Here is a 25,101-nt window from a genome sequence, read left to right as displayed (position 1 = left end):
GGCGTCGTCGAAGATCTGCTGAAGAGCTCGCGAGGTCGCTTCCGGGGTGATTCCTCGTTGGACGGCGCCGCTCCGGTGCTGGAGCGACAGGTCGCGGCGGCGAGGACGATGGGGGGAGGGGGCAGTGAAGGCGTGGGCGAGCTGACGCGGAAACGCCAGCTCAGACGCCAGGTCCTTCGGTCGGTCGCGCGCGGGTTGAGGCCGTGATCCAGTGGGTTCTCGCCCTGTACCTTGGCCCGGATCGCTCCCCTGAGCAGCGCCCATCTGTCACGGCCGCGCGCTGTTCATGTCTCCCTCGTGGCCGGCCTACGCTCCGCCTCACGACCGACCTTACGGGCGGCGCTGGTTCCCCCATCGGGCCTCTACCGGTCCGGCCTGCGGAAGAGGGCGAGCGTCTTCGTGAGGGCTTTCAGTGGTGAGGTGTCCTGCTCGGCCGCAGCCGGTGCGGGTGTCCTGGGTGTGTTGCCGCTGCCGGCTTCGGCGAGCGCGGCGTGCGCCGACTCGGCCGCCTCACGGTACAGATCGCAGGATGCCGTCATGGCTTTGAGTGCTTCGGCATACCGGGTGACCATGGCCCGGGCGTGAACGAGTTCCTCATCGGGGGTGAGCAGGTGCCAGCCTTGGCGCAGCCGTGTCAGGGCTTGTTCGGCGTCAGTCGCCAGCGGTCGTGGCAGGGAGGCGAACTCCGAAATTTTCTCAAGGAGTTCGGTCGGCTCGGTACCGTCGAGGAAGACGTCGCCCACCGTGAAGCGTTCCGCGTCGTAGCCCGGAGTCTCCGGTGTGAGGGGCAGGACGACGGCCCCGCCGCGCGGCAGCCCCACGCCCAGCTCACGCTTCATCGCGAAGTCGGCGATCAGCGCCTGCTCCGGCGTGGCCCGGTGCTCGATCACCCGGTGCCTGAGACTCGGTGGCAAAAATGCCGTGACCGGCCGCCGCCCCAGCGCGTCCGGCGTCATCGCCTCGTGCACCACGACATGGATGAACCAGCTCTGCCGGGTGCAGTCCCGCAGCAGGCGCCGCAACTCGCCATCGTCCTTGGGCAGGTAGTTGGCCGTCCGCAGACGCCCGCCACGCACCCTGTCGTGATCCCAGGCGACCCGGTCGCTGTCGGGCCAGAACACGGTAGCGGGCGAGGGCCAGCTCGCTTCCCACGCCCGCTCCGCCTCGGCGGCTAGCACCCAGGCGACCTCGCTCTCGTTGTCGCTGCGGCGGGACTCAGGCTCATAGGTGGTCAGCTGAGCGCGCACCGTGACGTCGCCGGTTACGCGCCAGCGCGCTTCGAACAGGCGACGGGCCGAAGGGCCGGGGTCGGCGGACTCATCACGGGGAAACAGATCGGTCGAGCGGGCCGCCTCGACGGGGTCGAGGTCGAGGAAGTCGTCGATCACTCTTGCCGCCTTGAGGGCGAGCAGGTTACGTCGGACGTCACGCTCGGGCTCGGGCCCGAGGTGACGCCCCCGTCCGAGCCATGTGGTACGGGGGACAGTGGTCGATGAGGAGCTGCTCTTGGCCATGGAACCGTCCAGTGGGTGATCGGGGCTCGACCAGTATGGTCCGCGGCCCGAGCGGTGCAGTCCACCGGTCCGCACCGGCCCGGCGGGGCGCGCTTCCCGGTGTGAGCTCCCACTGATGTCGGTCGGAACTCGTCGTATGCCGTGATCCGCCCCAGGGCGGCACTGTTCGAGCAGCACAGCACCGCGGTACAGCGGGGACCGCTGATGTCCGCTGGTCCCCTTCCGGGCCTCTCGCCCTTCCGAGCAGGCCGCCAGGGTTGTTGCCCGGGGATTGGAGGATGGGGTGAACGCGCCGTACGCGCCGTAGCTCAGGTCATTGGCCGGTGGCCGGCACGTCCCACGACCGGGGTCGTGAGAGGGCCTGCCACTCGTCTCGGAGGAGGGCCAGCACGGCGACGTCGTACCGTCGGCCCCGGTGCTGGCAGGCAGAGCGGCGTATCCCCTCCTGGGAGAAACCCGCCCTGGCCAGGACGTCGAGAGCCGCGGTATTGGTGGTGTGGGTGACGGCCTGGAGGCGGTGCATGGGCAGCTCACCGAAGGCGAGATCGACCAGCGCGTCCACGGCATCCGTGCCGTAGCCCTGGCTTCGGCGCTCGGGGTCCAGCATCAGGAGGATCTCGGCGGTGCCGTCGACCAGGTCCTGGTCGAACAGGGCGATGTGGCCAATCGGTGTGCCGTCGGGGAGCAGGACGAGGAAGTCGTCGCGGTCGTGGTCGTCGCGGTCACGCTCGATGCGCTCGCGCAGGGCAGAGAGGGACCGTGGCCACATGCCGATCTCGTGGGCGGCCACGGGGTCGGCGCGCCAGGCGTGGACCAGCTCTGCGTCGTCGACATCGAGCGGTGCGAAGACGATCCCCCTGCCGCGCCAGCACACCTGCCGGGGGGATCCGGTGTCCTGGATCTCCGATTTCTCCTCGTCCACCCTTCCCGTCACCTTCTCTGCCACGTCTTCGATCATGGACGGATGCTACGGGTCACTGGGAATGCCGGACCAGCCAATTGCGGTTGCAGGCCGGCCGTAGTTCTGGAGCTGTGGGGCCTGGGCGCGTCCGACGCCCGTGCAGGACGCGGATCGAGAGCGGTCTGAGGCAGGCAGCGGTGTAGTGGTGGGGGCAGGCTTAGTACTCCGGTGGAGCCCCATGGGCGGAGGCGGCCGTCGCCGAGGGTGCTTGCACCATGGGAGGTGATCTGTACCCGTACACGGACACGGGCAACACCAAGGAACGCGTGAAGATCAGCAGCAACTAGGGCAGCTACAACCGCCTCGTCGCCCCCGGCGATCTCAACTCCGACGGCAAGGGTGATCTGCTCGGTGTCACCTCCAAGGGTGACCTGTACCGCTACTTGAACACGAGTCCGTTGAAGTTCTCGACGCGGTCCAAGATCGGCCTGGGCTTCCAGGTCTACAACTCGATGTCCTGCCCCCTCGAACACGACAAGCGTCCTGCTCCGGAGTCGCAGGCGAGAGGTTCGCCGGTCTCCAGCAACGGCGTCGAATCGGTGGCGGCGGGAGGGGGTGCTGTGTGAGGGTTCTGGACCATGGGCCACTCGCGGGCGTATCCCGTCTTCCGGACCGCCGATGCACCAGAGGCGTACAGGCTGGCGAAGCGTCTGTGCGGGTTCCTGGAGTGGATCGACGACGAGTTCTGGGTGGGCGCGGAACCGCGGACTGCGGAGGAGGCTCGGCGGGTGGCAGCGGCGGTGCCGGGCGCGGCCGTCGACTACGCGGTCGCCCGGACGGATCCAGTGACAGGCGACTACCTGCACTGCGATTTCGACGACGTGGCGATCGCAGATGACGCCACGCTGTCGGCTGCACTGCCGCTGAGCATGTCCGCATGGTGTCCGCGCGGCCGCCTTGAACAGTCGTTCTTCAACGCTCTCGGTGCGATGTCCGCTTCGATGGACTGGCACGGCCGCTGGCCGGAGGACCCCGAGTCCGGGACGGGGGGTTCGCAGCAGTACGACGGCGTGCAGGTGGTGTTTCACAGTGACGACCCGGATCTGGCCAGGCGGACGGGGGACCACACGGTGTTCGTCCACGTTGACCGACGGATGAACCCTGACCGTGTACGGAAGCTTGTTGAGCCGGCGGGTGCGGAGGTCCTGGGGGCGCCGCGAATCGGGTGGTGATGCCAAGAGCGGCTGAAGATCGGGAGCCCGACGCGCTCAGCCGTAGAAGTGCCCTTCGCCCCGCGGGGGACAACGTCGGCCGTTTAGCCATCGCGGATGGTCTTCCTGGCGGTGTCTCCCACACCTCGAGCATCCTCGACAGGACACACTGCGGAAGCCAGGAACCCGGCATGTCGCCGTCTTTGCCACTGGCTGCCAGAACGCGGCAACGCCTGCGGCGCCTGCCGGGAAGCGGTGGGTGTCACCGAAAACCGCCGGACCCCGGCGATGAGAGGCGAGGACGCACGGGTCAGCGTGGCCCGGCGGCTACGAGTCTCTCCAACTCGGAGTCTCGGCTGAGCCTACGGCTCATCAGGTCGATCACCGCAAGGCCGATCACCGGTTCGGAGCGGCGGGGTGGGTTTCGTAGTCGCAGGCAAGGTGGCGACGATCAGCCGGTCGAAGGTCCATGTAAAGCGAGGTGTTGTCAGCAGGTCGTCGGGCGACCACACAGGCAAGCCCCGGCCCCCGGATCCCTCCGCCTGTGACCGTGGTGCAGCCGGCTCCCTCCCGCGCCAAGCCGGAAGGGATCCGCTCCCAAGCCGTTAAGGCCGCCCTGTCGTGCCATCAGCTGGACTACTCCCATGCGGCGTTGAACAGCGCGTATTCGAGCAGGTCGGGGGCTTCGGGTGGCCAGCCGCCTGTGCCCGCCACCTGACGGGCGGCTTCGTGCATGAAGGAGAGGTAGACATCGTAGCGATGGGGCGACCAGTTCCAGTCCGCCCATACCCAAGCTGCGACCGAGCCGTCGGGGTCGTGGCCGGTCTCCCGGCCGACCGCAGCAGCCAGGGACCGCAGGCGCTGAGACAGCACGCGGTCGAGGATGAGCGGCAGCGGCCCCGGGCCATGCGTGGACGGCAGTGCCTTACCGGTGAAGTACAGAAACTTGGTGAAGAACGACGGCCCCAAGCCGGGAACCCGGTGGTGGAGCGTCGAATAGGCCTCTCGTGCACCGTAGTCGCTAAGCGCGGTGACCGCGGTAGCCAGTGCCGCATTCAGTCCTTCGACAGCCAGGATCCTGCCTAATGTGGCCGGTCCGCTGCCGCCGGGAGTGCCCCGCTTACCCTTCCCCCATACGTACGTTGCGACCAGGGCTTCCCTGAACGCCCCGCGCCACAGCGCATCGCCGACGATCGAGGTGACCTCCGCCCTGCTGACCTGAGCATCCCCATTGTGAGTGGGCTGAACCAGTGCCGCAGGCCAGGGGGTGATCGGGGCCCACCGGCTGGGGGTGTAGCGGACCGTGTGCGCGCCGGCTGTCCCGGTCGCGTACCTTGCTGAGTTGTCGTTCCACCACCGGCCCAATGCCAGCAGAGCGGCATGAGGCAGCAGGCGCGTCATCATCTCTTGATCCACCGCGTTCGCGCGGTCTTGTCTGTTCACGTTCCGCCTCCGAGGCTTGCCTGTCTCGTCATCTCGTGCAGGGGAGCGCAGCCAGGTTTCGCCGAAGCCGGTTGCCGCGCTCGTCGCTCGCCGCCTGGAGACAGAAGAGCATCGGACCGGCGGCGAGCTGGCTCATAAGGGCCTCGTACAGCCCACATCCCCTCCCACATCGAACCGACGCAGGCCATCAGGCACCTGGCGAAGTGCCTGGGGGAGGGGCCCGCAGAGCGGCAGTCTAGGAGCCGGGCCCATGCCGCGTTCGTCGATTTACCATGCATCAGCTATATCGCCGTAGAGAAGCCCAGACCGGTCCGCCCGTGCGCGTACCAGCTCCTCATTACCCGCTCGCTCGCCTGCCCCATTCCACCCATGGCGCCCGCGAGAGCGGGCACACCCAGCCCCTCTGACGCGGCCTGGTGGCCCTCAACATCGACGTCTCCTGGCTCCTGGACGTCCAGAAGCCGGGGGACATCGAAGACGTCAGCGTCGCCGACTACTCCGCCCTCGTTGCCGCCGTCGCCCGCCACAAGACCCCCACCCCCCGCCCCACCACCGCCGACCCCGACCCCGCCTAGCGCGCCGCCGCCCTCCTGCACACCCCCGTCAGGCTGCAGCCGCTGCCGTACCGCAACAGCCTCTACGCCTGCCAGGTCACCGCCGCCTACTTGCACGCCGCCGGTGACGGAATCGGAGGCGGGGCGGAGTCGGCCCATCCATCGGCTGACAGGCTGCGAGGGGGCGGCGTGTTCGTGACCATCGGGTCGGGGGAGAGGGCCACGCCTGACCAGGGACCGCAGCGGGAGCACGAACGGGACACCGTCGTGGAGTGCGGCTTGCTTGCAAGGGCGATAAGGGGGCACACGGACAGCACCCTTGGAGAGGAGTCTGTCCATGCTTGGCATAGTGGCTGCGGTGCTGTTCTTCATCGCCTGGCTGATCAACGCGGCGGACATCGGTACCAACGATGTTTTCTCGTCGACGAACGTGATGCTGCTCGGGCTGACGGCCCTGGCTCTCCACGTGGCGGGCATCGGTGCCGGCCGAAGCATCAAGCGCCGACGCTGACACGCCACTGGAGATCTCACGACACCTGATACGAGCCCCGGCCGCCATTACGGCCCGCCGATTTCATCGGGACGCGAGAGGGGATGCGGGGAGATCACCCCGCATCCCCCTGAGGCGTGCACCGGTACCCGATCGGTGCCGAGCAGACCGACGACATAACGCCAACTCGCCGGGACGCCCACGCCACCCCTGCAAGGGCAGCGACACCGCGCGCCGCCTGTGCCCGAACCGATAGGCCTACGCCCTCGCAGCGACTCCGCTGCCGCCCGCGCCGACCGAGCAAGCCTGGGCAGCGACGATCGCCACCGCGCCTCGGAATCGTTCATCGCAACACAGGCGCCGCCGGTCCACCCGGCGTCACCAAGATCAACACGACCGCATTCGTCGGATGCTTCCAGAACGGCACATGCGGCTAACGTCACGCCACGCGGCGAAGGATTACGCCTCAAGCCGGAGGGCACGTTGAGGAGTCGGTCTTTATGGTTTCGGGAGTTGTCTGAGTGCGTGTGTAGGTCCCTGGTCGTCCGTGCCACGATGCCGCCCGGGGGTGGCGGGTTCGGGTTCTGTCCCTGCCACGAAAGAGAAGGGGCCCGGCATAGCCGGGTCCCTTTGTTGCGTCCCCGGCGCGGCTCAGCGTGGAGCTGTCTGGCCGATCTTGCCTGTGCCGATGGTTTGGGATGTTCCGAGGGACACCTTGAGGTGGTGGTCGGGCTGGGGGGGATTAGTAGGCGGAGTCGACGTTGTCGATGGAGCCGTACTTGTCGGCCGCGTAGTTGGCGGCTGCTGTGATGTTGGCGACCGGGTCGGTCAGGTCGTGCGGGGTGCCGGGGACGTGGTAGGCGTCGAAGGTCGGCTGGATGACCTGGAGCAGGCCCTTGGACGGTGTGCCGTTCTGCGCGTTCACGTCCCAGTTGTTCTGGGCGTTGGGGTTGCCGGAGGACTCGCGCATGATGTTGCGGTGCAGGCCTTCGTAGCTGCCGGGGATGTCCTTGGACTTCATGATGTCCAGGGCTTCCTTGATCCAGCCGTCGAGGTTGTCGGCGTACTGCTTCTTCGCCTTCTTCGCCGCCGCAGCATCCACCGCTGACACCTGGGTCGCCGAGACGTTCGCCGATGCGGGGGCTGCCTGAGCGGGCGAGGGGGCCAGGGTGAGCGCCGCGGCTGCGGCTCCCGCGGTGGCGATGCCGGCGAGGGACAGCTTGCGGAATCGGGTGGTGCGGCTGGTGGTGTTCTGCGTGGGGGCGGTCATACGCGGTGAATCTCCCTTTGAGGCGACGTGGGGATGCCGACCGAAATACGGTGCGGCGGAGGCGGAGGCGGAGCGGCGCTCCGCGCAGCGGCTGGGGCGGTCGGGCGCACGTGCTGTGCTGTCCCGCCCGTACCGGGATCCCCGGAACGACAGCCATGGTTAGGGGCGCTCGGGGCACGGCGCAAGAATGTGACGTACTACCCCATCGGGTAGGAAATCTCCGGAACGGAACGACCCAAGCCACTCGGGCGGGGGACAGGCGGAATCCCGGAGTACTACCTCCCTTAAGACGTGACGTGGCTCCTATGGGGGGCGTCACAGCCACCCCTCCCGCCCAGGCGCCCGCATCACCCGCCGGCCACCTCGCCTCACGCTCCGTGCGCCACCCGAGCTCACACCGGCCGCTCCCAAGATCCGGATGCACCGCTGCCCGCGAAAGGGCAGAGGGCGTCATGTGGAGAACACGCGAGGGGGTCATCTCGACGCTGGTGTGATGCCGGATCCGCCCCGACCGGCACGCGGCCCCAACGATCGCCGCTTCCGCCGCACGGGAACGGATCGGGCTCGCACTGAAGGCCGCGGCCTCCGCGCCCCGAAATGGGCGACCAGCTCGGTATCGCTCACACCGCTGTTCCGGACCACGCCGTGGTTCCGGTTCGCACCTGCCTGCCGGACCTCAGCCGCGCAGTGGCCCCGTCCCAGCAGTACCGACTCCCCGGCCCCTACCGGTCCCCGCTCGTGCTGCGGTCTCCCGCAGCAGAAGTAGGGCGGCCGCCGGTATCGGGGGCGCGGAGCTCCCCGTCGCCAAAGACGCGCCCGCCCGGCGCACCGCGCCGAGACGGAGGTGCTGGATGCCGAGGAGGGCCCGTATGAACGGCCGGTAGGGAGGGTCCACCACGACTGCGAGAGGGGCGGCCGCCGCGAGATCGGTGGCGGCCCGGTCCACCTGCTCCTGGACGAGCCGGCCCAGCGCCGCATCGGGCCGGGTGAGATCCGCGCCGTGGCGTGCGACCGCGTCAGCGGGGATACCCGTCCGGCCGGCCCGTACGTCGTCGGCCAGGTCCTCCAGGAAGTCGATGCGCTGCATGGCACGGATGAGACGGTGACAGCCGTCCGTGAACGCCGCCCGCCCGGTCGTGTCCGCAGGCGCGAGGAGACAGGCCGTGAGCATCAATGCGGGCAGCGAGTACTCCCGCACGTACTGCTCCAGTTCCTCCTCATCGGCGAAAGCGCGCCACGCCACCTCCCGCTCGCAGCCCCGCAGGAACTCCTCCACCTTGGCGCACACGTCCGGGTGCCGCTCGGCGGTGCGCACCAGGCAGCGCAGCACGGGCAGCGCGGAGGCACCCTCGGCGAAGGCCTTGTGTACGAGCCCGTCCCACTCCACCAGCGCGGCCGCACGTACATCCGGCTCCCCACGGTCGATCCGGTCATCGGTGTCGTGCATGAACGCGACAGCGGCCACCACGTGCGGCAGCAGCGCGGCCGGGAGCAGCAGCCGTGCGGCTGTGTACTCGGCCGTCGCGAACCTCCGCACCGCCCGGCGCTGTTCCGTGTAGTCCCGCCGTAGCCGCGGCTCCCAGATTCCGGCCCGGTCGAGAGACCGCCTCCACATGCCGATCCCCTCTCGATGTCGCCTGCGAGCCTACGACGGCACCCGGCGCCCGGATCACCGGCGGCATTGTGGAGTGATTCGTCGCTGAGAAAGGGGCTTGGGTTTTATCCCCGATGACGGCGGGCCGGACGTCTTCGCGCACTGCTCCGGCATCTCCGGTACGGCTGCCGGGAGCCGGCCGAGGCCGAGCCGGTCACTCTCGGCGTCACCCATGGCTCAAGGGCCTGCAGGTCGGGAGCGTTGTTCGCGTCTGATGTCTGTGGGTCTCGCCGGCCCTTGGGGCTGTGTAGAGTGGCGTTACCGACGCGGGGTGGAGCAGCTCGGTAGCTCGCTGGGCTCATAACCCAGAGGTCGCAGGTTCAAATCCTGTCCCCGCTACGAGAGGAATGGGGCCCGGCACCAGCCGGGCCCCATTCGCGTTCCCAGCGACTTTGGCACGCCCGGTGTCATAGGGCTGGTTGCTCCGGGCGTGGACCGGCCGTTGGTCCACGGTGGAGACAAGGGGTGCGCTGCGTGGGCACTCCTGATTCTGACCCGGCAGAGCCCGCGCCACAGTTTCCGCGTGCGGGCTGATCACTCGCCTCGGCCTACCGGCTGTATGTGGCCCCTTGGCCGGAACGTGTGCCGAGCTGTCCCCGTACCAGCGCTGAGGCCGCATTCTCCGGCGGCGGGGAGTGGATTGTCGTGGTCGACTCCAGGATGAAGCCGTGTTCGACGAGGAGGTCTCCTCACTGGGTCGGGTTCGCGGGTGACCGCTGCGGGCGGTGGGCCCGGATCCGTTTCAGGACCTGTCGGGCGTTCTTCGGGGGTGCGGGGCGCAGTGTGCCGGGGGAGTGTCGGGTGCTCAGCCGACGAGGCTGCGCCCGTCGCCCGGCTGGCTGGCTGGCGCGTCAGCGCTCTGGGCCGTGGTCGAGGCGTTGTCGTAGTTCCGTCTGCAATACCCCTCCTGGCTGGCTGGCTGGCTGGCGGGGTGCGGCTGCGGGCCGGGAGTAACGCCGCCGCCGGTCAGGGGGACGGTTTTGGGACGGATGGTGTCGCGGCCGGGCCCTCACGCGTGGGTTTCCAGGCTGCCGCGCACAGGGATTCGGCGACGGCTGTGGTGTAGCGGGTGGCGGTGAGTCAGTGGGTGGTGAAGCTGTCGGTGTCGGTGTCGGTGTCGGTGTCGGTGGGGAGGAGGTGGCCGAAGTGGTCGCGTTCGCGTCGGGCCGCTGAGGTGCACAGTGCGGTGAGGAGTCCGGCGGCTGTGGGCAGGCCGGCGCGGCGGATGCGGCGGGTCTCGGTGGGGGTGTCGCCGAGCACGCCGAGGGTAGTACGGCCCGCGGTGAGGCTCTGTTCGATCCGGCGTTCCAGGAGGTACAGCGACGGGTGCGGGCCGGGCCCGTCTGGCTGTGGCGGGGCGGGGTGCGCGGGGGCGGCCGGGTGCGGGAGGTCGGCGCGGCGCAGGCGGTCGAGGCCGAGGTCGATCGTGCCCTGGCCGGTGGGGTGCGAGCAGGCGAGGAGGGTGAGCCGGGGGTGGAGGGCGGGTACCAGGCGGCCGATGATCCTCAGCCGTGTTCCCGGCGCCGTGGCCAGCAGCATCAGGTTGTCGCGGTGGGCCAGCGCGGGGTCGTCGTCGGCGACGGTGAGCCGGACGAGGACCCCGCTGTCGCACAGCGCGAGCAGGCAGACGCCGCCCGACTCTTCTACGGCGCCGAGGAGTTCGACATCCAGGAAGAGCAGGTCGCTGCCACTGCCGCCGCTGTCCGGGTCGGCGTAGCGGGAGGTGGACTCAAGGGCGCGGGCGGCCTGTTGGGACGGCGGCGTCTGCCACAGGGCGGCGAGCGGCGGCTCGGTCCACGCCGCGCCGCGGGCGGTGACGGCCTTGACGCCCTTCCCGGCGCCGAGTCTGCCGTCCGGTGAGAGTGTCGCCCCGCAGAGCGCGAGGCCGGCCCGGCCCAGCTCCCGGTGGGTGAGCGCGCCCTCGCCCAGGCGGACGGCCCGGTCGGCCACGCCCAGGGCGCGCCCGCCGCCGGGTGCCACGTCGCCGACCGTGCGGAGCCGGCCGTCGGGGCCGGCGACCCAGGTGCGGACGCCGCCGTGCCCGGAGTCGGTGACCACGGGTTCGGTGAACAGGCCGTACAGGCGCAGTGAGCCGTCCGGGCTGTAGGGGCGGCGCGCGCGGCCCCTGACGGTGGCCGGCTCCGCCCCGGATGTCGTCCGCACTCGGTGGGCGGTGCCCAGGAGTTCGGCCAGGGCGGTGACGAGGTCGGCGGTGCGGTAGGACGGGTTCCCGGCGCGGGCCGCGCGCAGCAGGGTGACGACGGACAGTGCGGCGCCCGCGGCGCGCGGCAGGTGCCGGAGCCGGGCGGTGGGCGGCGCGCAGGAGGGCCGGCTGGGTGACGGCGCCGGCCGCGTCGACGCCGGCTTCCAGGACGGCGGCGCCCGCCGCCCACAGGGCGTCGGCTGGGGCACGCTGGGCCGGGCTCGCGACCTCGGGCGGGCAGGCAGTCTCGGAGGCGGGGTTTGTTGCGCAGGCGGGGGCGGGGACCGCCCCGGTGGGCTGGCCGGGGGGTTGTTCGGTGGGTTGTTCGGTGGGTTCGGTGGGCTGTTCGGCGGGCTCGGCCGGCGCCGGGGCGTCGGTGGGGGTGGCGCAGGCGGCGGCCGCGCGGTGGAGGCATGCGGGGGCGAGGAGGCAGCCGCAGGTGATGGCGTCCGCTGTCGCTACCACGCCACCCGGGGCGTGCAGGCGAAGCTCGGTCTCGTCGTCGACCGCGATCGTCACCGTGTCCCCGTCGCGGTGTGCCGGGCGGGAGCCGAGCTTGGTGACCGTCGCGTCCAGCCGCTTGAGCAGCCGGGGCGGGAGGTCTTCCACCGGTGTGGCTGTGACTTCCGGTGCGACGGGTGGCAACGGGGCGGCGGTCATGAGGTCTTCTCTCCTATCCAGCGGGCCAGTTCGAGTGGGCTGAGGGCCGCTACGGGCATGCCGGCGGCTACGAGCTGGCCGGCGACGCCGGTCGAGTAGCGGGGCCGGCCGGCGTCGTCGAGACTCGCGCACCCCAGGACGTGGCAGCCGGTGTCACCAGGGCCCGTACTTCGGCCAGCAGTCCGCCGAGCGGCGGGCCCTCTTCGAAGTCGCTGGTGACGACGACGAGGGTGCGGGTGGGCACCGTGATCAGGCTGCGGGCGTGCCGCAGCCCGGCGGCGATGTGTGTCCTCCCGCCCACGTTCACCTCCAGCAGGAGGGAGAGGGGGTCGTGCACATGGCCGGTGAGGTCGACGACTTCTGTGGAGAAGGCCAGGAAGTGGGTGCTCAGGGTCGCCGCCCCGGCGAGCACGGAGGCGGTCAGCGCGGACCAGATCGTGGAGGCCTCCATGGATCCGAGACGTCGGTGACCAGGATCAGGCGCCAGTCGGCCGACCGGCGGGCGCGACTGTGGAACACCGGCTGCTCGGGGATCACCTGGAGTGTTGCGTCGGACGTCCGGCGGGCGGTGGCGAGGTTGGCGCGCAGGGTACGCGGCAGGTCGAGCCGGCCGCCGGGGCGGCGGGTGGGCCGGGCGAGCATCGTGCCGGTGAGGGCGGGCCGCAGCCGGGTGGGCGAGCTGCCGGGTCAGTTCGTCGACCAGGCGGCGGACCAGGGGCCGCAGGGCGGCGAGGCGGGCTTCGGGGAGGCCGCCGGCGTACCGAAGGACCGTCCGGAGCAGTTCCACGCAAGGGGTGGCGGCCGCCGGGTCGAGTTCGGCGAGGACGTCCTGCCGGCCGGTCACGGCTGCGGCGGCGAGGACCTCCTCGCGGATGCCGGGGCCGAACAGCGCGGCCAGTACCTCGGACCACTCGCGGACGCCGGGGAACGACGCCTACCGGCCGCCGCGCGGTCCGCCACCGTGACCGGGGCCGGGCAGGCCGCTGCGGGACCCCTCGCCGCGTCCCGCGCCGTAGAGCCCGTCCGGCGCGGTCGCCAGGCGGGCGGCACCGTACGGCAGTTGGTCGGGACGTCGGCCGAGGACGAGGCGCCACCGGTCGGCGGGCGCGAGGGTCCGCACGGGGGTGGTCTCGGCGGAGGGTGTGGTGGCGGGTGTGGCGGGTGTGGCGGGTGTGGCGGGTGTGGTGGTGGGGCGTGTTGCGGCGGGGTGGCCGGAGGGGGGTGGGAGGCGGTCGTCGTATGCGGGTGGGGGGAGGGTGCCGCCCCCGGCCGGACATCTTGTGCCGCTACCGTGCACCGGGACCGGAAACAAGGGTTGGTCCAGGGGGAGGGCACGATGAACGCGGCGGGGGCCTCTGCGGCCCGGACAAACTGAAGCGCCGGCTCGGGGTGGCCGATGCGGTGGTGATCGGCCTGGGGTCGATGATCGGAGCCGGGATCTTCGCCGCGCTCGGGCCGGCGGCCGAAGCCGCCGGTACCGGGCTGCTGGCTGCTCTGGCCCTGGCCTGTGGTGGCCTACTGCAACGCGACGTCCTCGGCCCGGCTGGCCGCCCTCTACCCGCAGTCCGGCGGCACCTACGTCTACGGCCGCGAACGGCTCGGTGACTTCTGGGGCTACCTGGCCGGATGGGCGTTCGTGGTCGGCAAGACCGCCTCCTGCGCGGCGATGGCGCTCACGGTCGGCTCGTACGTCTGGCCGGGGCAGGCTCACGCGGTGGCGGTGGCCGCCGTGGCCGCGCTCACCGCGCTCAACTACACCGGCGTGCAGAAGTCCGCGATCCTCACCCGAGGCATCGTCGCCCTGGTCCTGGCGGTGATCGCCGCCGTGGTCGTCACCGCTCTGACCTCCGCCAGCGCGGATGCGGCGCGGTTGGACGCCGGGTCGGGCGCCCTGGTCGGCGGGGTGTTGCAGGCGGCGGGCCTGCTGTTCTTCGCCTTCGCCGGGTGTGAGCGCCCTCGGCGAGGAAGTCCGCGACCCGGCGCGCACCATCCCCCGTGCCATCCCGCTCGCCCTCGGGATCACCCTCGTTGTTTACGCGCTTGTCGCCGTGGCCGTCCTGCTGGTGTTGGGCCCCGGCGGGCTGGCGCAGGCCGCCGCACCGCTGTCGGATGCCGCACGGGCCGCGGGCGCCGGCTGGCTAGTGCCGGTCGTCCGGGCGGGCGCTGCTGTCACCGCGCTCGGCTCGCTGCTCGCGCTGATCCTGGGAGTGTCCCGCACCACGCTGGCAATGGCCCGGGCCCGGCATCTGCCTCGTGCACTGGCCGCCGTCCATCCACGCTTCGGGGTTCCGCACCACGCCGAACTGGCCGTCGGCGCGGTGGTCGCCGTGCTGGCCCGACCACCGACGTACGCGGGGCGATCGGCTTCTCCTCCTTCGGCGTCCTGGCCTATTACGCGATCGCCAACGCCTCCGCGTGGACTCTCACCCCCGCTGAAAGGCGTCCGAACCGACTGGTGCCCCGTTGTTGGTCTGACCGGCTGTCGGTCCTCGCCTTCGCGCTGCCGACGACCGCCGTCATCATCGGAGCCGCCGTCCTGGCTTTGGGGGCAGCGGTGTACGGCCTGCGGGCGGGGAGGGTGGGCGGCGCCAGCCGCTGACACGCATGGCGGGGCGGCCGCAGGTCAGCTCTGCCGCGTCTGGGCGTTCGGGTGAGGCTGGGACTTGGAGCCGTTCGCGCAGGTCGCTCTCCTCGGCGGTGAGCGGGTTCCCGGGACGGCGGATGCGGACGGGAGGGTCCAGGCGCACCTGGCTCCAGTCATGCGGAATACCCGTTGGATCTAGGTACTCCCCTCTCCGCGCCAGGCCTGCTCCATTACCCCACGCTCCATTACCCCACTGGCCCCTGTCTGCTGGCGCCCCAACGTAGCTCAAATTAGCCTACTCGCGAGGCGGGGCCGGGAATTAGACCACATGGGCCAGGAGGAGAGAGCATGATTATTTTTCCCACGTTTGTGGAGGGAAAAGACAATCCAGTGCTCTTCCGAACGCACATGCAGACGCTGCAGCGAGCGCTCCGGAGAGCGGGCTTCGACCCCGGCACGATCGGCAACGACGACAGCAAGCTTGTCGCTGGCTCCAAGGCAGCCACAGCAGCCAGAGCCTTTCAGGCCGCGAATGGCCTAGCGGCGAGCGGCGTCGTCGGACCCGAAACGTGGGAGGCGCTGCCGGACGAAGATATGCAAGGCCTACCCACACTTTCCGAGGGTTCGGTGGGCGGGGCCGTGGCGATGCTCCAGCGAATCCTCCGGGATTCTGGATTCGACCCAGGGCCCATCAACGGCACTTTTGGACCTACGACAGCGACAGCCGTAAAAGGGTTTCAAAACCTCATGCAGATTGAGGTTGACGGAATCGTCGGAGGTCAAACGTGGACTACCCTTAACCCCTGAATCCTGACGTGGCACCAACACCTTCGCTGTCAGGCGAAGGCCTCACATAGGCCGTTTCGTTCGGATCATTGTGAATGGCTCACAGTGGTGCACGGGCAGTAGCAGTACGGCAGGAGCAGTCCGTCCGTGCCGAACGGGGTGGTCTCCACACCGGGCTGGAGGGGCAGCACCTGCCAGTGCTCGGTGAGCAGCCGGGCGCCGTCCCGCACCCCGGAGCGCAGGAAGGCGGGCAGCGACGCCCGGCCGTGCGCGCCGCTGCCCAGGTCGTACTCCAGCCACACCCGCTGCGTGCCCTGGCGGCCTTCCCGCCAGTGACCGGTGCCGTCGCAGATGACGGCGCGCTGCGCCGGCAGGCAGGTGTCGCCCGCGTGCAGGGCCTTGCCGCCGGTGGCGCGGCCGCCGCCGGGCAGCGGCAGGCAAACCCCCTCCCAGGGCCTGGGACCGCCCCAGCGGGGAATCTGCTCGCCGCCGACGGTGAACACCTCGGCCGCGGTGCAACCAGTAGCCTCGCTGCTTGCCCTCCTCCCACCAGCCGACCAGCAACTCGCCGTCGACGTAACGCAAGGCGAGCGCCCGCCAGTGGTCGACGGCGGCAGGCAGCCGCAGGGTGTGCCGCAACAAAACACCGTCCGGGCCGACGACAACGGCCCGTTCGAGGTGTTCAGGATCAGCGCGGGCCAAGCGCCGGTGACACCGACACCCCCCGACCGGTGACGACGCTGACGCGCGGCGACCTCCGCGGCCAGTCCGGCGTAGATCTCATCCAGCGCGGACCAGCCCAGCTCGTCCAGGACGCCGATGCGCAGCGACGAAGCCAGCAGCGGCACGACGCCATGGCCCTTCAGGAGCCGCACGGCCTGCGGGGCGACATCCGCGACCACGCCGCGGAACGCCGAGAGCCTGTGGCAAGCAATGTGCAGCCCCGGGAGCCCTCGCCCGGCCGTGTACTCCTCGGCGCAGGCGGCCAGTCACTCCCGCAAAACCCCGCCCAGCACCGGGTGCACCGCCAGCTTCGCCATGCCGGCGTCGCCCAGCCGCTGACCGCGCCCACCGCCGAGATCGCCGACGGCCCGGCTCAACAGAACACGAAACACCGGCCGTTCGGCGACGGCGGCGAGATCCCGCGCGCCGGGCACGGTATCGCTCAGCCACGCACCGAGCGGGAACGCCCGGAGGCTGCGCCGTGCCCGCGTCCTGCCCGTCCGGCTCGGCGACAGGGACACCCGCGGCAAGACAGAGCTCGAGGAGGCCCAGGTCGGCGGTGCGCTGCCAGCGGCCCTGGAACAGCTCCACCGGCCGCCCGTCCGCGCATAGCCGGCCCGCCATCCGGGCCGTCAGGCCAAGAGTCTGCGGGCAGCAGCCCGCAGTGACCCGGTTGCGCCGACGGTGAGCCTCCAGCGGGCAAGCCACTCCGACGGACAGACACACGGGCCCGAAGGGGCAGCAGAAGAGGGGGCATTGCCGGAGACACCGGGCACGGCGGTCAGCAGGTCCTCGGCGCCGCACTCGGCCAGCAGCGCCAGCCACCCGGGTTCACCCTCCGCCTCCCGGCCGCACTCACTGAAACTCTCCGGGAAGAAACCAAGCAGCCGCTCCCGCAAAGCCCCATCCCCACGGGCCAGGGCGATCAGCGCGCCCCGGTAGGCCGCCCAAAACGAGGCAGGGGCACGCACCATGCCCGGAGAGCCGATCAGATCAGCCACCAGCCCGCGATCGACGGCCTCACGGTCCAGCCCCGCCGCCTTCACCAGCACACGCACATCCTGCGGCAGCGCCGCGTACGGCGGCTGCACACGCACATCCTGCGGCAGCGCCGCGTACGGCGGCATACCGGCCGCGCAGCGCTCGACCAGCAGACGGCGGAACTGCGCCCAGGCGTCCACCGGCGCGAGCCGGGCCACCAGGTCCCGCACGTACCGCCGCAGCGCCCTGACGGTCAGCGCCCCGGCGAAGGCGAACTCCAGGAACACAGCCCGCTGCCGCTCCTCGTCCACAACCAACCCGTGCACCCGCTCCGCCTCGCGCGGTCTTGCCGAAGAAGGACGCGGCGTACGTGGCGTTCTCGGCCTGGAGGAAGAGAGGTGCCACCTGCTCGTAGTAGGCGGGCAGGAAGTGGGGCACGGCCCGGCCGAGCCGGGTGCCGAGCGCGTCGAAGCCCTCCTTCGCCGCACCCGCACGGGTTTTGGCCTGCCGGCCCAGCCGCTCGATGTCCTTGACCAGCGCCAGAGCATGGTGCCCGTTGGCCGGGTCGTTGACCAGCGCCCAGGCCGGGAAACCCAGCGCCTCACAGCGCACCTGACCCACCACGGGCGCCTCGCCGGCCCCGACCAGCCCGAGGAACTCCAGCGCCAGATCCTCGGCTTCGCCCAAAGTGCCGGGCACGAGCCGGACCACACGACGCTCGCCCAGGGCGGCGTACGTATAGGTACAGGCGGTCAGCGCATCGACGTCATCCCGATCGCAGGTCCCGGCCGGGAGGATCGCACCCGCATCCAGCAGCGCCGCCGCGCCGGCCCCGGCGGCAAGGGCGGAAGTGCCCTCACCCCGCGCCTGGGCGAGGAGGAACACCGCGCCCGCCGACGCCGTGCCCGCGTCCATGTTCGACGTCGTGGTGCTCATGCCGCCCAATCCTCGTCCTCCACGTCACGGCCGACGTAGAGCGCCGCCGCCATGCGCATCCCCTCAGACCACGCCACCGGCCCCACCTTTCGCGGCCGTCAGCCCCCGCCCCCCAGGGCCGGTCCACCCCAGAGGGCCCGTCTCGGTGCCGTACTCGCCGTATCCGTCGTGCGCACCGATCCAGATACGCGCCTCGGCACTCGCGCGCCCTCGACAACCGGACAGACCGCGTATCCGCCACCCGACCGGTACCCGAGCGAGGGGCACGGCCGTGCAGGAACCGCAGTTCCTTGAACACACCACCCGCGCAGGAATCCACAGAGACGGTGCCCGGAGCGAGGCCCGGCGGGCGGCGCCACACCTCGCGGAACAACTGCTCCACGCTCTGCCGCACCCCCAGCTCGACCGCGAACTCCCGCAACTCATCGAGATCGTCGAGGAGTACGGGATGGGGCACGCTGACCACGTCCGGGGTAATACGGACCGTGTCGCCGTCCAACTCGACGAGGCCGAGACCGCGCTCGGGGCCGACATCGCGCAGAAACCCGGCCACCCCACCGTCCACGCCCGTGACCACCGCGTCCCGCAGGGCCGCCTGCCACGCCGGATCGGGCCAGACCCGCGCGAGCACGACCGTAGGCACGGGCAACGAACGCCATCCACTGCTCGACATCACTCAGGCACCCGCGTTCATGCCGTACCAGCCACTCGGACAACAGCCCCAGCCCGACGACAGCCGGATCGTCCTTCAAACCGGCCGGAACGAACTTCAGCCGCCGCCCCTTCCCATTGCGGCAGACCACCTTGCCCGCCTCCAGGGCAACTTCACAGCCCCCCCGCCGCAACCCACCACGCGCTGTTCCCCCGTTGCTCCGGACGGCCACCGAACCGGCGGCACGCTGATGAAACCCGTCAACGGCAACGCACCGTGACGAGTGGAAGAGACCCCAGGCGCCCCCAGTGACAATGAGTCCGGCCCCTCCGCTTCCCCCCCACGGGCCCCGCACCCCAGAAGGCAAGCACCGCGGCAACGGCAGACCACGAACCGTCAACACATCCAACCGCTCCCTGGCCCCCGCGATCACCCGCGCGCCACTCCGGCCCTACGGGGCCGGAATACTGAGGTGCGGACGGGACAAGGCCGGGTCTACCTGGTCGGCTTTCCACGTCGTCAAGGAGGGGTGCGGTGCTGGTCATGCCTAGGCGGCGGACGTCGACGATGGAGCTGCTGGCCCTTGAGGCAGCGCGCCGGGGGATCATGGTCCAAGCAGCGGAGGAGATCGGCGCGGCGAGGGGACCGGCGTACTGGTACGGCGGCCCGACGGCGGGGACACGACTGGCCCGACGGCTTGGCTTCGCATTGCTCGAACCCGCGGATGACTGGCTAGCCACGCTGCCGGAGAAATTCACCGGGCGGAAGGTCCGCACTGCGACTGTCGCGGACGCACGGGCAATGGAACGGCCGACGTTCGTCAAGCCACCGCGGGACAAATCCTTCCCGGCGGACATCTACGCCGACGGCTCCCGCCTGCCCACCGATCTGGACCCAGCCACACCGGTGCTGCTCTCCGAGGTGGTGACCTTCGCGACCGAGTACCGACTGTTCCTGCTCGACGGCCGGATCGCCGCAGGCAGTCGATACGCCGTGTTCGGCCGGCTCGACCCACACCCCCTCGACAAGCACGAGCCCATCGCCGCAGAGATCGCCGAGTTCATCGACCACCTGATCGCTGAGACCGGACCCGCCCTGCCCAGCGCCGTCGTTGTCGACATCGGACAACTACTCGACCCGCACCGCCCGGGCCACCGCTAGGCCGTGGTGGAAGCCAACATGGCCTGGTTCTCCCACGCCTATGCCGCTGACCCGGCACGAGCACTGGACGTCGTGCTCCAGGCGGCAGGGCCCCGCGAACGGGTACAGCCCAGCGACCTGCCGTTCGTGCGACACTGAGCCCCTCGAAGCCGCCTGGCCGGGCGTCGAGCTGGGTATGGCACGGACTGAGCAGGGCGAACTGTCGGACGCCCAGCGGGAGCAGCTGCGCCGCGCCCGTTCCTGCCAGTGAGCAACGAGCGGTACGGCCGCCAGCGTGACCATCGACAAGCCTGGTGTCCTTGAGGTGGGCAGCCCTTGCCAACCAGGCTGAACCTGCCTCCGGCGTCGTGTCCGCCGACGACATGATGGGCAGCCCGTTCCGCAGGCACCCCAGCACCTCGCCCCACAGCCAGGCCGTTCCTCCAGATCATCTGATCGGTTGGCCGCGCGTGCCGCTGACTGACGCGCAGTGGACGCGAATCGAGCCGCTACTCCCGGACCGGACACCGAAGCGGGGCGGCCGGCGGCAGGACCACCGCTCGCTGAACGATGCGACCGCCTGGCAGTCCACCTGCCCGACAGGTACGTAACCGGCGGGACGCCTACAACCAGCTACGCACAGGGGGCACCACCAGAACCCCGGAGCGGGCACCCACCGCGCTGACGGCCCAGGCCGATGCCGACAAAAACCTGAACCGAGCCGTCTCGGTGCACTCCACGATCATGCGTGCTCATCAGTAGCCGGTCGGGCCCGCAAGAAGAGGCCCCCGGCAGGGGAGCCAGCCGACCATGACCAGCAGAGCACTGGCTGCGCCGAGGCAGCTGGAGCGGCAGGCCACCCTCCTTCGACCGCGAGGCCTACAACCAGCGCAACACCGCCGCACGGTGCATCAACAGCCTGAAGCAATGGCACGGCCTCACCACCGCTCCGACAACACCGCGACCACCTACCTGGCTAGCCTGCACACCACGGGCACCTTCATATGGTCAGCGCCGAGAGCTAGGCGGCGGAGTCGGACAGAGAGGAACTCAGGCTCGAAGCCGTCCGTCCAGCATGTAGTCATCGACGACCAAGCATCCCGGCTCGTCGGCGAAGCCCGGCAGGAGCCACGCCTGGCGAATACGCTCCTCGGCCTGGCATGGAAAAGAAGACGCCGAGCGAGCTGCCGGAACGAGCGGCACTGACGATGTACCTCTCCTCAGCCGCTCGTCCGAATCAGCGCATGGTGGACGATTGGCAGTCCGCAGTGCGTACCGCCGCCCGCGACCGGGCCCAGCGAGTGCTGTGGGACAGGGCTGCCGCAAAAGGACCGCACACGGATCGGATCCGAGCCCCCGCGCAAAGACACAAGGAACAGGGACACCGCCTGGCGCGCCGAGAGGGCACCGCCGTGCCCGACGAGACCGGGTGAGTGCCTCGCCCCACCCGCCGTCCGTTCAGATGGCGCGCACCGAGCTGAAGTCGACAGCCCGGTCAGCTTCCTCCAGCACCCGAGCAGCCACCTGCCTCGCCTCCGCCGGCACGTCCCCACGCTCCCGTATGAGAGTCGCGTAGATCGGAGCGTCGCTCGCTGCCCGGCCCAGATGGTCGTACTGGTTCACTGCAGTGGTCCTTACCCATGGCGGAATCAGCTAGCGAGTCTACGGGGGCCGCGGTGAGCTCCGCGCGGTGCGGGCCGCCTGTACACAGAAGACATCCGCTGCCGCTCAGACCGATCCATCGAGTTCACTACCGCGCCCACCGGTGAAGTGACGCTGCCCATCGCCGCGAAGACGCATCTCCGCCCGACACCACCGCCATCCCGGTGACATCCGTGAAGCGCCGCGTCGTGCGGGACATCTGCCGCCCACGTCAGATGCCTGCGGTTTCCGCATCACCGCACACCCCACCATGCACAGGCCGGTCACCGCGAACCGACGGCAGCCGCCTGGAGCCATCCACGAAGGCGCGGGATCCGGTGTAAGCCTTGGCCGTCCCTCGACCGTGAGAGGCCGTCCCCGGAGCCACGGGGCTGCGGCCGCTTCACTCGCTGCAGTGGCGCAGCACGTGCTCGAGTACGTCAAGATGCTGGGCGAGGCACAGGCGGCGTGGGAGCAGGCGAAAACCGATTTCGATGCGCGGACGCCCATGTTCGCTGCGCCGCGGGGGCGCTGGTCGGCGCCCGTGGTCGTCCCAGGCAGGCGAGTGCAGCGAGCATGCGTGGTGTGGAAGCGTCCTCCGCGCAAGTGCCAGAGGTACACGGCCGGAGTTACGCGAGCAGGCGCCCATACGGAGAGTCCTGCCAGCGCCCGCCGGACCTCGGCATCGAACGGCACCGAAGCCAGTACATCAGAGGGCACGGCTGAGCGGGCCTTGCCGGCCGGGCAGACAGCCCCACAGCACCGAACAACCCTCGGGTGTTCTGGAGCGGACATGTTCGGCCGTCAGTCACGCCATGCCTGCGCGGCAAAGAGACCCGTTGTCCTAACAGGCCGGGCGGGCGTCGGCCGTGCCTGCCCTGTTGTCCCTGCTCCGCTTCCCAGCCACCGCCCCGTCCGCCAGCCCCAACTGCCTCCGCCAGCTCCATTTGTCCACCGAGCCACCGTTTCGTCAGCGCGCTGCGAGCCAAGCGGCAGAACGGGCATGCTCCCAGCCCTCCCCTGCCACACCGAATGCGCCCCGCCGCCGGCCCCGTCGGCGGGGCGCGTGCGCGGCGGGGAAGCTGATGAAGGGGAAAGGGGCACTGTTGGCACCAACGGGGCGGTACGGGATGCGGTGGGTGCAGCGGCTGGAGCACTGCTAGCGACTGTTGTCGACGGCCCGGTTTCGCTGGTTTCAATGTGGCTCACGCAGCGGTCGAAACACCGTCTACGACGGCTGGAGCAGAAGCACACTGAACGCCTTCGGCGTGAGCACCGCGAGCAAGCCCGGTGGGGCCACCCCCCGGCCGAGCGACAGGCCAACTATCCCCGTCCAGCATCGGCCTAAGGGCTGTCCCGTACAGGATCGCCAGTGGCGGGCTCGGTCCGGTGCGGCGCCTCCGTGTCGCGCTCTGCTCGCGGTTGCGCCGCTTCAGGAACTTCGGGGGAAGTCAGGGTGGTCGGTGTAGGGCGACGCGAGGTCGAGCAGGTCGTCGCATGGCCAGGGGTCTCCGTCGAACTGACAGTCATCGCGGTCGTCCCACGGTAGTTCCGGGTCGCCTACGGCCGGACTGAGGACGTGGCGGGCGAGGATGCGTCGCTTGGCCTCGACCTCACGCAGAACGCGGGCTGGGTCGTGCAGGGCCACATGCAAGGCAATCGCGGGGTGGAAACCTGCGAGCTCCACCTGACAGAAATCGACCGTATGTCCATGGGCAGACCACCGCCCGCATCCGTCACCGTCGCAGCGCCGGGCCAGGGCGTCCTCTTCGTCCAGCCGCGCCTTTAGGAACGTCACCAGGTCTTCACTCATGTGGACATCCTCGCTGGCGTGCCTGGCTTCATCGCCTGATTTCTGTCGTGCGAGCACGCTGTCTCCCGGCGGTCGGAGCTGGAACGATCTTGCTGTGGCTGGTGTGATCACGGCGTCGGAGCCGTCCTGGATAACCCCGTTCACCGGGCTGAGCCCGCGCTGTTTCGGGAAGCTGGTGACCGTGTTGCGGCGTGAGGGTGCGGATGCGGTCCGCAGGAGCCGGCCGTGGAGCCTTCCGCTGGAGGACCGGGCACTGCTGGTCGCGGCGTACTGGCGGACCAACTTGACGATGCGCCAGCTCGCCCCGCTGTTCGGGGTCTCGAAGTCGGCCGCGGACCGCATCATCGACCATCTCGGGCCGATGGCTCGCGCTCCAGCCCCGCAAGCGGTCCGCCCAGGACACCGTGCTCATCGTGGACGGCACCCTGGTCCCCACCCGCGACCACACCATCGCCGCGCAGTCCAAGAAGTACCGGTACTCCACCAACCACCAGGTCGTGATCGACGCCGACACCTGCCTGGTCGTGGTAGTCGGCCGGCCGCTCGCTGGGAACCGCAATGACTGCAAAGCGTGGGAGGAATCCGGCGCCAAAGCCGCCGTCGGCAAGGCCATGGCGATCGCCGACGGCGGCTATCCCGGCACCGGACTCGTCATGCCCCACCGCCGACGCAAAGACGAAGACCTGCCCGACTGGAAGCAGGAGCACAACAAATCCCACAAGCAGGTCCGCGCCCGCGTCGGGCACCTCTGCGCCCGCATGAAGAACTGGAAGATCCTCCGCGACTGCCGCCTCAAAGGCGACGGCGTCCACCACGCCATGCTCGGCATCGCCCGACTGCACAACCTCGCCCTCGCCGGCGGACGGGCCGCACAGTGATCGGCCACGTCCAGGCCGACCCAAAGATCATTTGCGGGACAACCCTTAGTCATCCCGCACCGCCGGAGAACGCGGCTAGGTCGAGCTATCGGCCCGGAAAGAATCCGACAATGCCGCCCACAGCAAAGCAGGCGCCCGAGTCGAGCGATGGGATGAAGTTTTGCGTGCAGGAGGAATGCTGCATTCTGACGTGCACTTGACGGTATGTGAATTACCATGCCGAATTCTCTGGTAATGTTTGCATTGCATTGTCGAGTCGCCTGATCGAGGGGTAGTGGACATGCCGGAGAGGAATATCGAGTTCGGTAAGTTCGGAGCTCGCGGTGTTAAGGGCCATGAGTTGGTGGCCCGTCAGCTGGACGAGCTGGTCGGGTTCGTGGTGACGCCGGTGGAGCAGCGTCGCGGTTTTTTGGCGCGCTTGAACTACTTGACGCGCAGTGAGCATGCGCGTCAAGCAGCGCGGGTGGCTGGCCTGACGGTAACCGACCGCACGATCAAGGCTTGGAAGGCCGGCAAGCGTGCGCCCTCTCGCCGGAACCTGGAGCGTCTAGAGGCTGCCTACCGGGCTGTTCGGCGTCAGAATGTGGCCCGCTACCTTCTGACCCGACTGAACAGGGAGGGACGTGGTACGAGGGTGGAGTTCCACCCTCTCGTGCAGTCTCAGGTACCGAGGCCCCATCAGAGGTACGTGGAATACAGGCACTTGAACGTGCGCCGCTGGGACCGCATCGTTTCGGCCTGGGCCGATGGTGATTTTGAACGCATGGACGACGCCTGGGTCAGCGATGTAATTCAGGACCTCGGCTCACAATGGGGACAATACGAATACGTTTCCAATATCGGCTTTTCTGCCTGATTTAAAGAATTCGGAAAGCCGAATTTCCGGGCGACCCCCGCCTCTCTAGCCAGCCGATTTTCTGGAATTCGCGGAGCGAATCCCAGCGTTCGGATCGCGGAGCGATCTGAACCAGCGTCACGGAGTGACGCTTCGTCACTGCCGCGCGGAGCGTGGCAGTTGAACCGCCGCGTAGCGGCGGCGCGTCGTGTCTGCGGAGCAGACCGCGCGC

Annotated in this window: 11 protein-coding genes, 1 tRNA gene and 9 pseudogenes; 11 read left to right on the top strand and 10 right to left on the bottom strand. The window is 69.9% G+C overall.

Annotated features, from left to right (window positions below; all coding sequences use genetic code 11):
• Positions 1-362: 362 nt before the first annotated feature.
• A complete protein-coding gene (locus M5362_RS32880) occupies positions 363-1,388 on the bottom strand; it encodes a hypothetical protein (protein ID WP_260231621.1) in 1,026 nt (341 codons plus the stop codon).
• A 439-nt stretch (positions 1,389-1,827) separates the two neighbouring features.
• The gene (locus M5362_RS32875; protein ID WP_260231620.1) at positions 1,828-2,472 is read right to left on the bottom strand and encodes a GNAT family N-acetyltransferase; all 645 of its coding nucleotides are present in this window, start codon (positions 2,470-2,472) and stop codon (positions 1,828-1,830) included.
• Between the two features lie 401 nt (positions 2,473-2,873).
• On the opposite strand from M5362_RS32875, the gene M5362_RS32870 reads away from it, so the two are divergent.
• Complete coding sequence (locus M5362_RS32870; protein ID WP_260231618.1) at positions 2,874-3,041, top strand: hypothetical protein; 168 nt, start codon at positions 2,874-2,876, stop codon at positions 3,039-3,041.
• A 12-nt stretch (positions 3,042-3,053) separates the two neighbouring features.
• On the top strand, positions 3,054-3,647 hold the full coding sequence (locus M5362_RS32865; protein WP_260231617.1) for a hypothetical protein: 594 nt from the start codon (positions 3,054-3,056) through the stop codon (positions 3,645-3,647).
• A gap of 615 nt (positions 3,648-4,262) precedes the next feature.
• Here the strand turns inward: M5362_RS32865 and M5362_RS32860 are convergent.
• On the bottom strand, positions 4,263-5,069 hold the full coding sequence (locus M5362_RS32860) for a hypothetical protein (RefSeq protein WP_260231616.1): 807 nt from the start codon (positions 5,067-5,069) through the stop codon (positions 4,263-4,265).
• A gap of 416 nt (positions 5,070-5,485) precedes the next feature.
• On the opposite strand from M5362_RS32860, the pseudogene M5362_RS32855 reads away from it, so the two are divergent.
• Positions 5,486-5,758 (top strand): annotated as a pseudogene (locus M5362_RS32855) (toxin Doc); the annotation flags it as partial.
• Positions 5,759-5,960: 202 nt separating this feature from the next.
• Positions 5,961-6,134 carry a hypothetical protein gene (locus M5362_RS32850; protein WP_260231615.1) on the top strand — a complete coding sequence of 58 codons (174 nt, stop codon included), beginning with the start codon at positions 5,961-5,963 and terminating at the stop codon, positions 6,132-6,134.
• A 721-nt stretch (positions 6,135-6,855) separates the two neighbouring features.
• Here M5362_RS32850 and M5362_RS32845 read toward each other — a convergent pair.
• Positions 6,856-7,383 (bottom strand): transglycosylase SLT domain-containing protein, encoded by a 528-nt coding sequence (locus M5362_RS32845; RefSeq protein ID WP_260231614.1) that lies wholly within the window; start codon positions 7,381-7,383, stop codon positions 6,856-6,858.
• A gap of 676 nt (positions 7,384-8,059) precedes the next feature.
• Entirely contained in the window at positions 8,060-8,998 is a 939-nt protein-coding gene (locus M5362_RS32840; protein ID WP_260231613.1) for a squalene/phytoene synthase family protein, read from the bottom strand.
• 304 nt (positions 8,999-9,302) lie between these two features.
• Between M5362_RS32840 and M5362_RS32835 the strand changes: the two genes are divergently transcribed.
• A tRNA-Met gene (locus M5362_RS32835) sits at positions 9,303-9,376 on the top strand.
• A 627-nt stretch (positions 9,377-10,003) separates the two neighbouring features.
• Here M5362_RS32835 and M5362_RS32830 read toward each other — a convergent pair.
• A pseudogene (locus tag M5362_RS32830) lies at positions 10,004-11,900 on the bottom strand (hypothetical protein).
• A pseudogene (locus tag M5362_RS32825) lies at positions 11,897-13,164 on the bottom strand (VWA domain-containing protein); the annotation flags it as partial. The pseudogenes M5362_RS32825 and M5362_RS32830, both read right to left, overlap by 4 nt.
• Positions 13,165-13,322: 158 nt before the next feature.
• Here M5362_RS32825 and M5362_RS32820 point away from each other — a divergent pair.
• Positions 13,323-14,499 (top strand): annotated as a pseudogene (locus M5362_RS32820) (APC family permease).
• Positions 14,500-14,832: 333 nt separating this feature from the next.
• Positions 14,833-15,291, top strand: a complete 459-nt coding sequence (locus M5362_RS32815) for a peptidoglycan-binding protein (RefSeq protein ID WP_260231612.1) — start codon at positions 14,833-14,835, stop codon at positions 15,289-15,291.
• Positions 15,292-15,401: 110 nt separating this feature from the next.
• Here the strand turns inward: M5362_RS32815 and M5362_RS32810 are convergent.
• Positions 15,402-17,910 (bottom strand): annotated as a pseudogene (locus M5362_RS32810) (hypothetical protein); the annotation flags it as partial.
• Positions 17,907-18,755: pseudogene (locus M5362_RS32805) on the bottom strand (DUF4132 domain-containing protein). The pseudogenes M5362_RS32810 and M5362_RS32805, both read right to left, overlap by 4 nt.
• Positions 18,756-19,129: 374 nt before the next feature.
• On the opposite strand from M5362_RS32805, the pseudogene M5362_RS32800 reads away from it, so the two are divergent.
• Positions 19,130-19,861 (top strand): annotated as a pseudogene (locus M5362_RS32800) (ATP-grasp domain-containing protein).
• Positions 19,862-20,157: 296 nt separating this feature from the next.
• Positions 20,158-20,722: pseudogene (locus M5362_RS33365) on the top strand (hypothetical protein); the annotation flags it as partial.
• A 2,053-nt stretch (positions 20,723-22,775) separates the two neighbouring features.
• Here M5362_RS33365 and M5362_RS32795 read toward each other — a convergent pair.
• Complete coding sequence (locus M5362_RS32795; protein WP_260231610.1) at positions 22,776-23,156, bottom strand: DUF6221 family protein; 381 nt, start codon at positions 23,154-23,156, stop codon at positions 22,776-22,778.
• Between the two features lie 94 nt (positions 23,157-23,250).
• On the opposite strand from M5362_RS32795, the pseudogene M5362_RS32790 reads away from it, so the two are divergent.
• Together M5362_RS32790 and M5362_RS32785 are read left to right on the top strand one after the other, a co-directional pair.
• A pseudogene (locus M5362_RS32790) lies at positions 23,251-24,034 on the top strand (transposase).
• Between the two features lie 280 nt (positions 24,035-24,314).
• Positions 24,315-24,890 carry a transcriptional regulator gene (locus M5362_RS32785; protein ID WP_260231609.1) on the top strand — a complete coding sequence of 192 codons (576 nt, stop codon included), beginning with the start codon at positions 24,315-24,317 and terminating at the stop codon, positions 24,888-24,890.
• Positions 24,891-25,101: the final 211 nt, after the last annotated feature.

The organism is Streptomyces sp. Je 1-79, from assembly GCF_025195125.1.
Taxonomy (GTDB): domain Bacteria; phylum Actinomycetota; class Actinomycetes; order Streptomycetales; family Streptomycetaceae; genus Streptomyces.
Note: the sequence above shows the minus strand (reverse complement) of the source record. Positions and strands in the feature narration are given on the sequence as shown.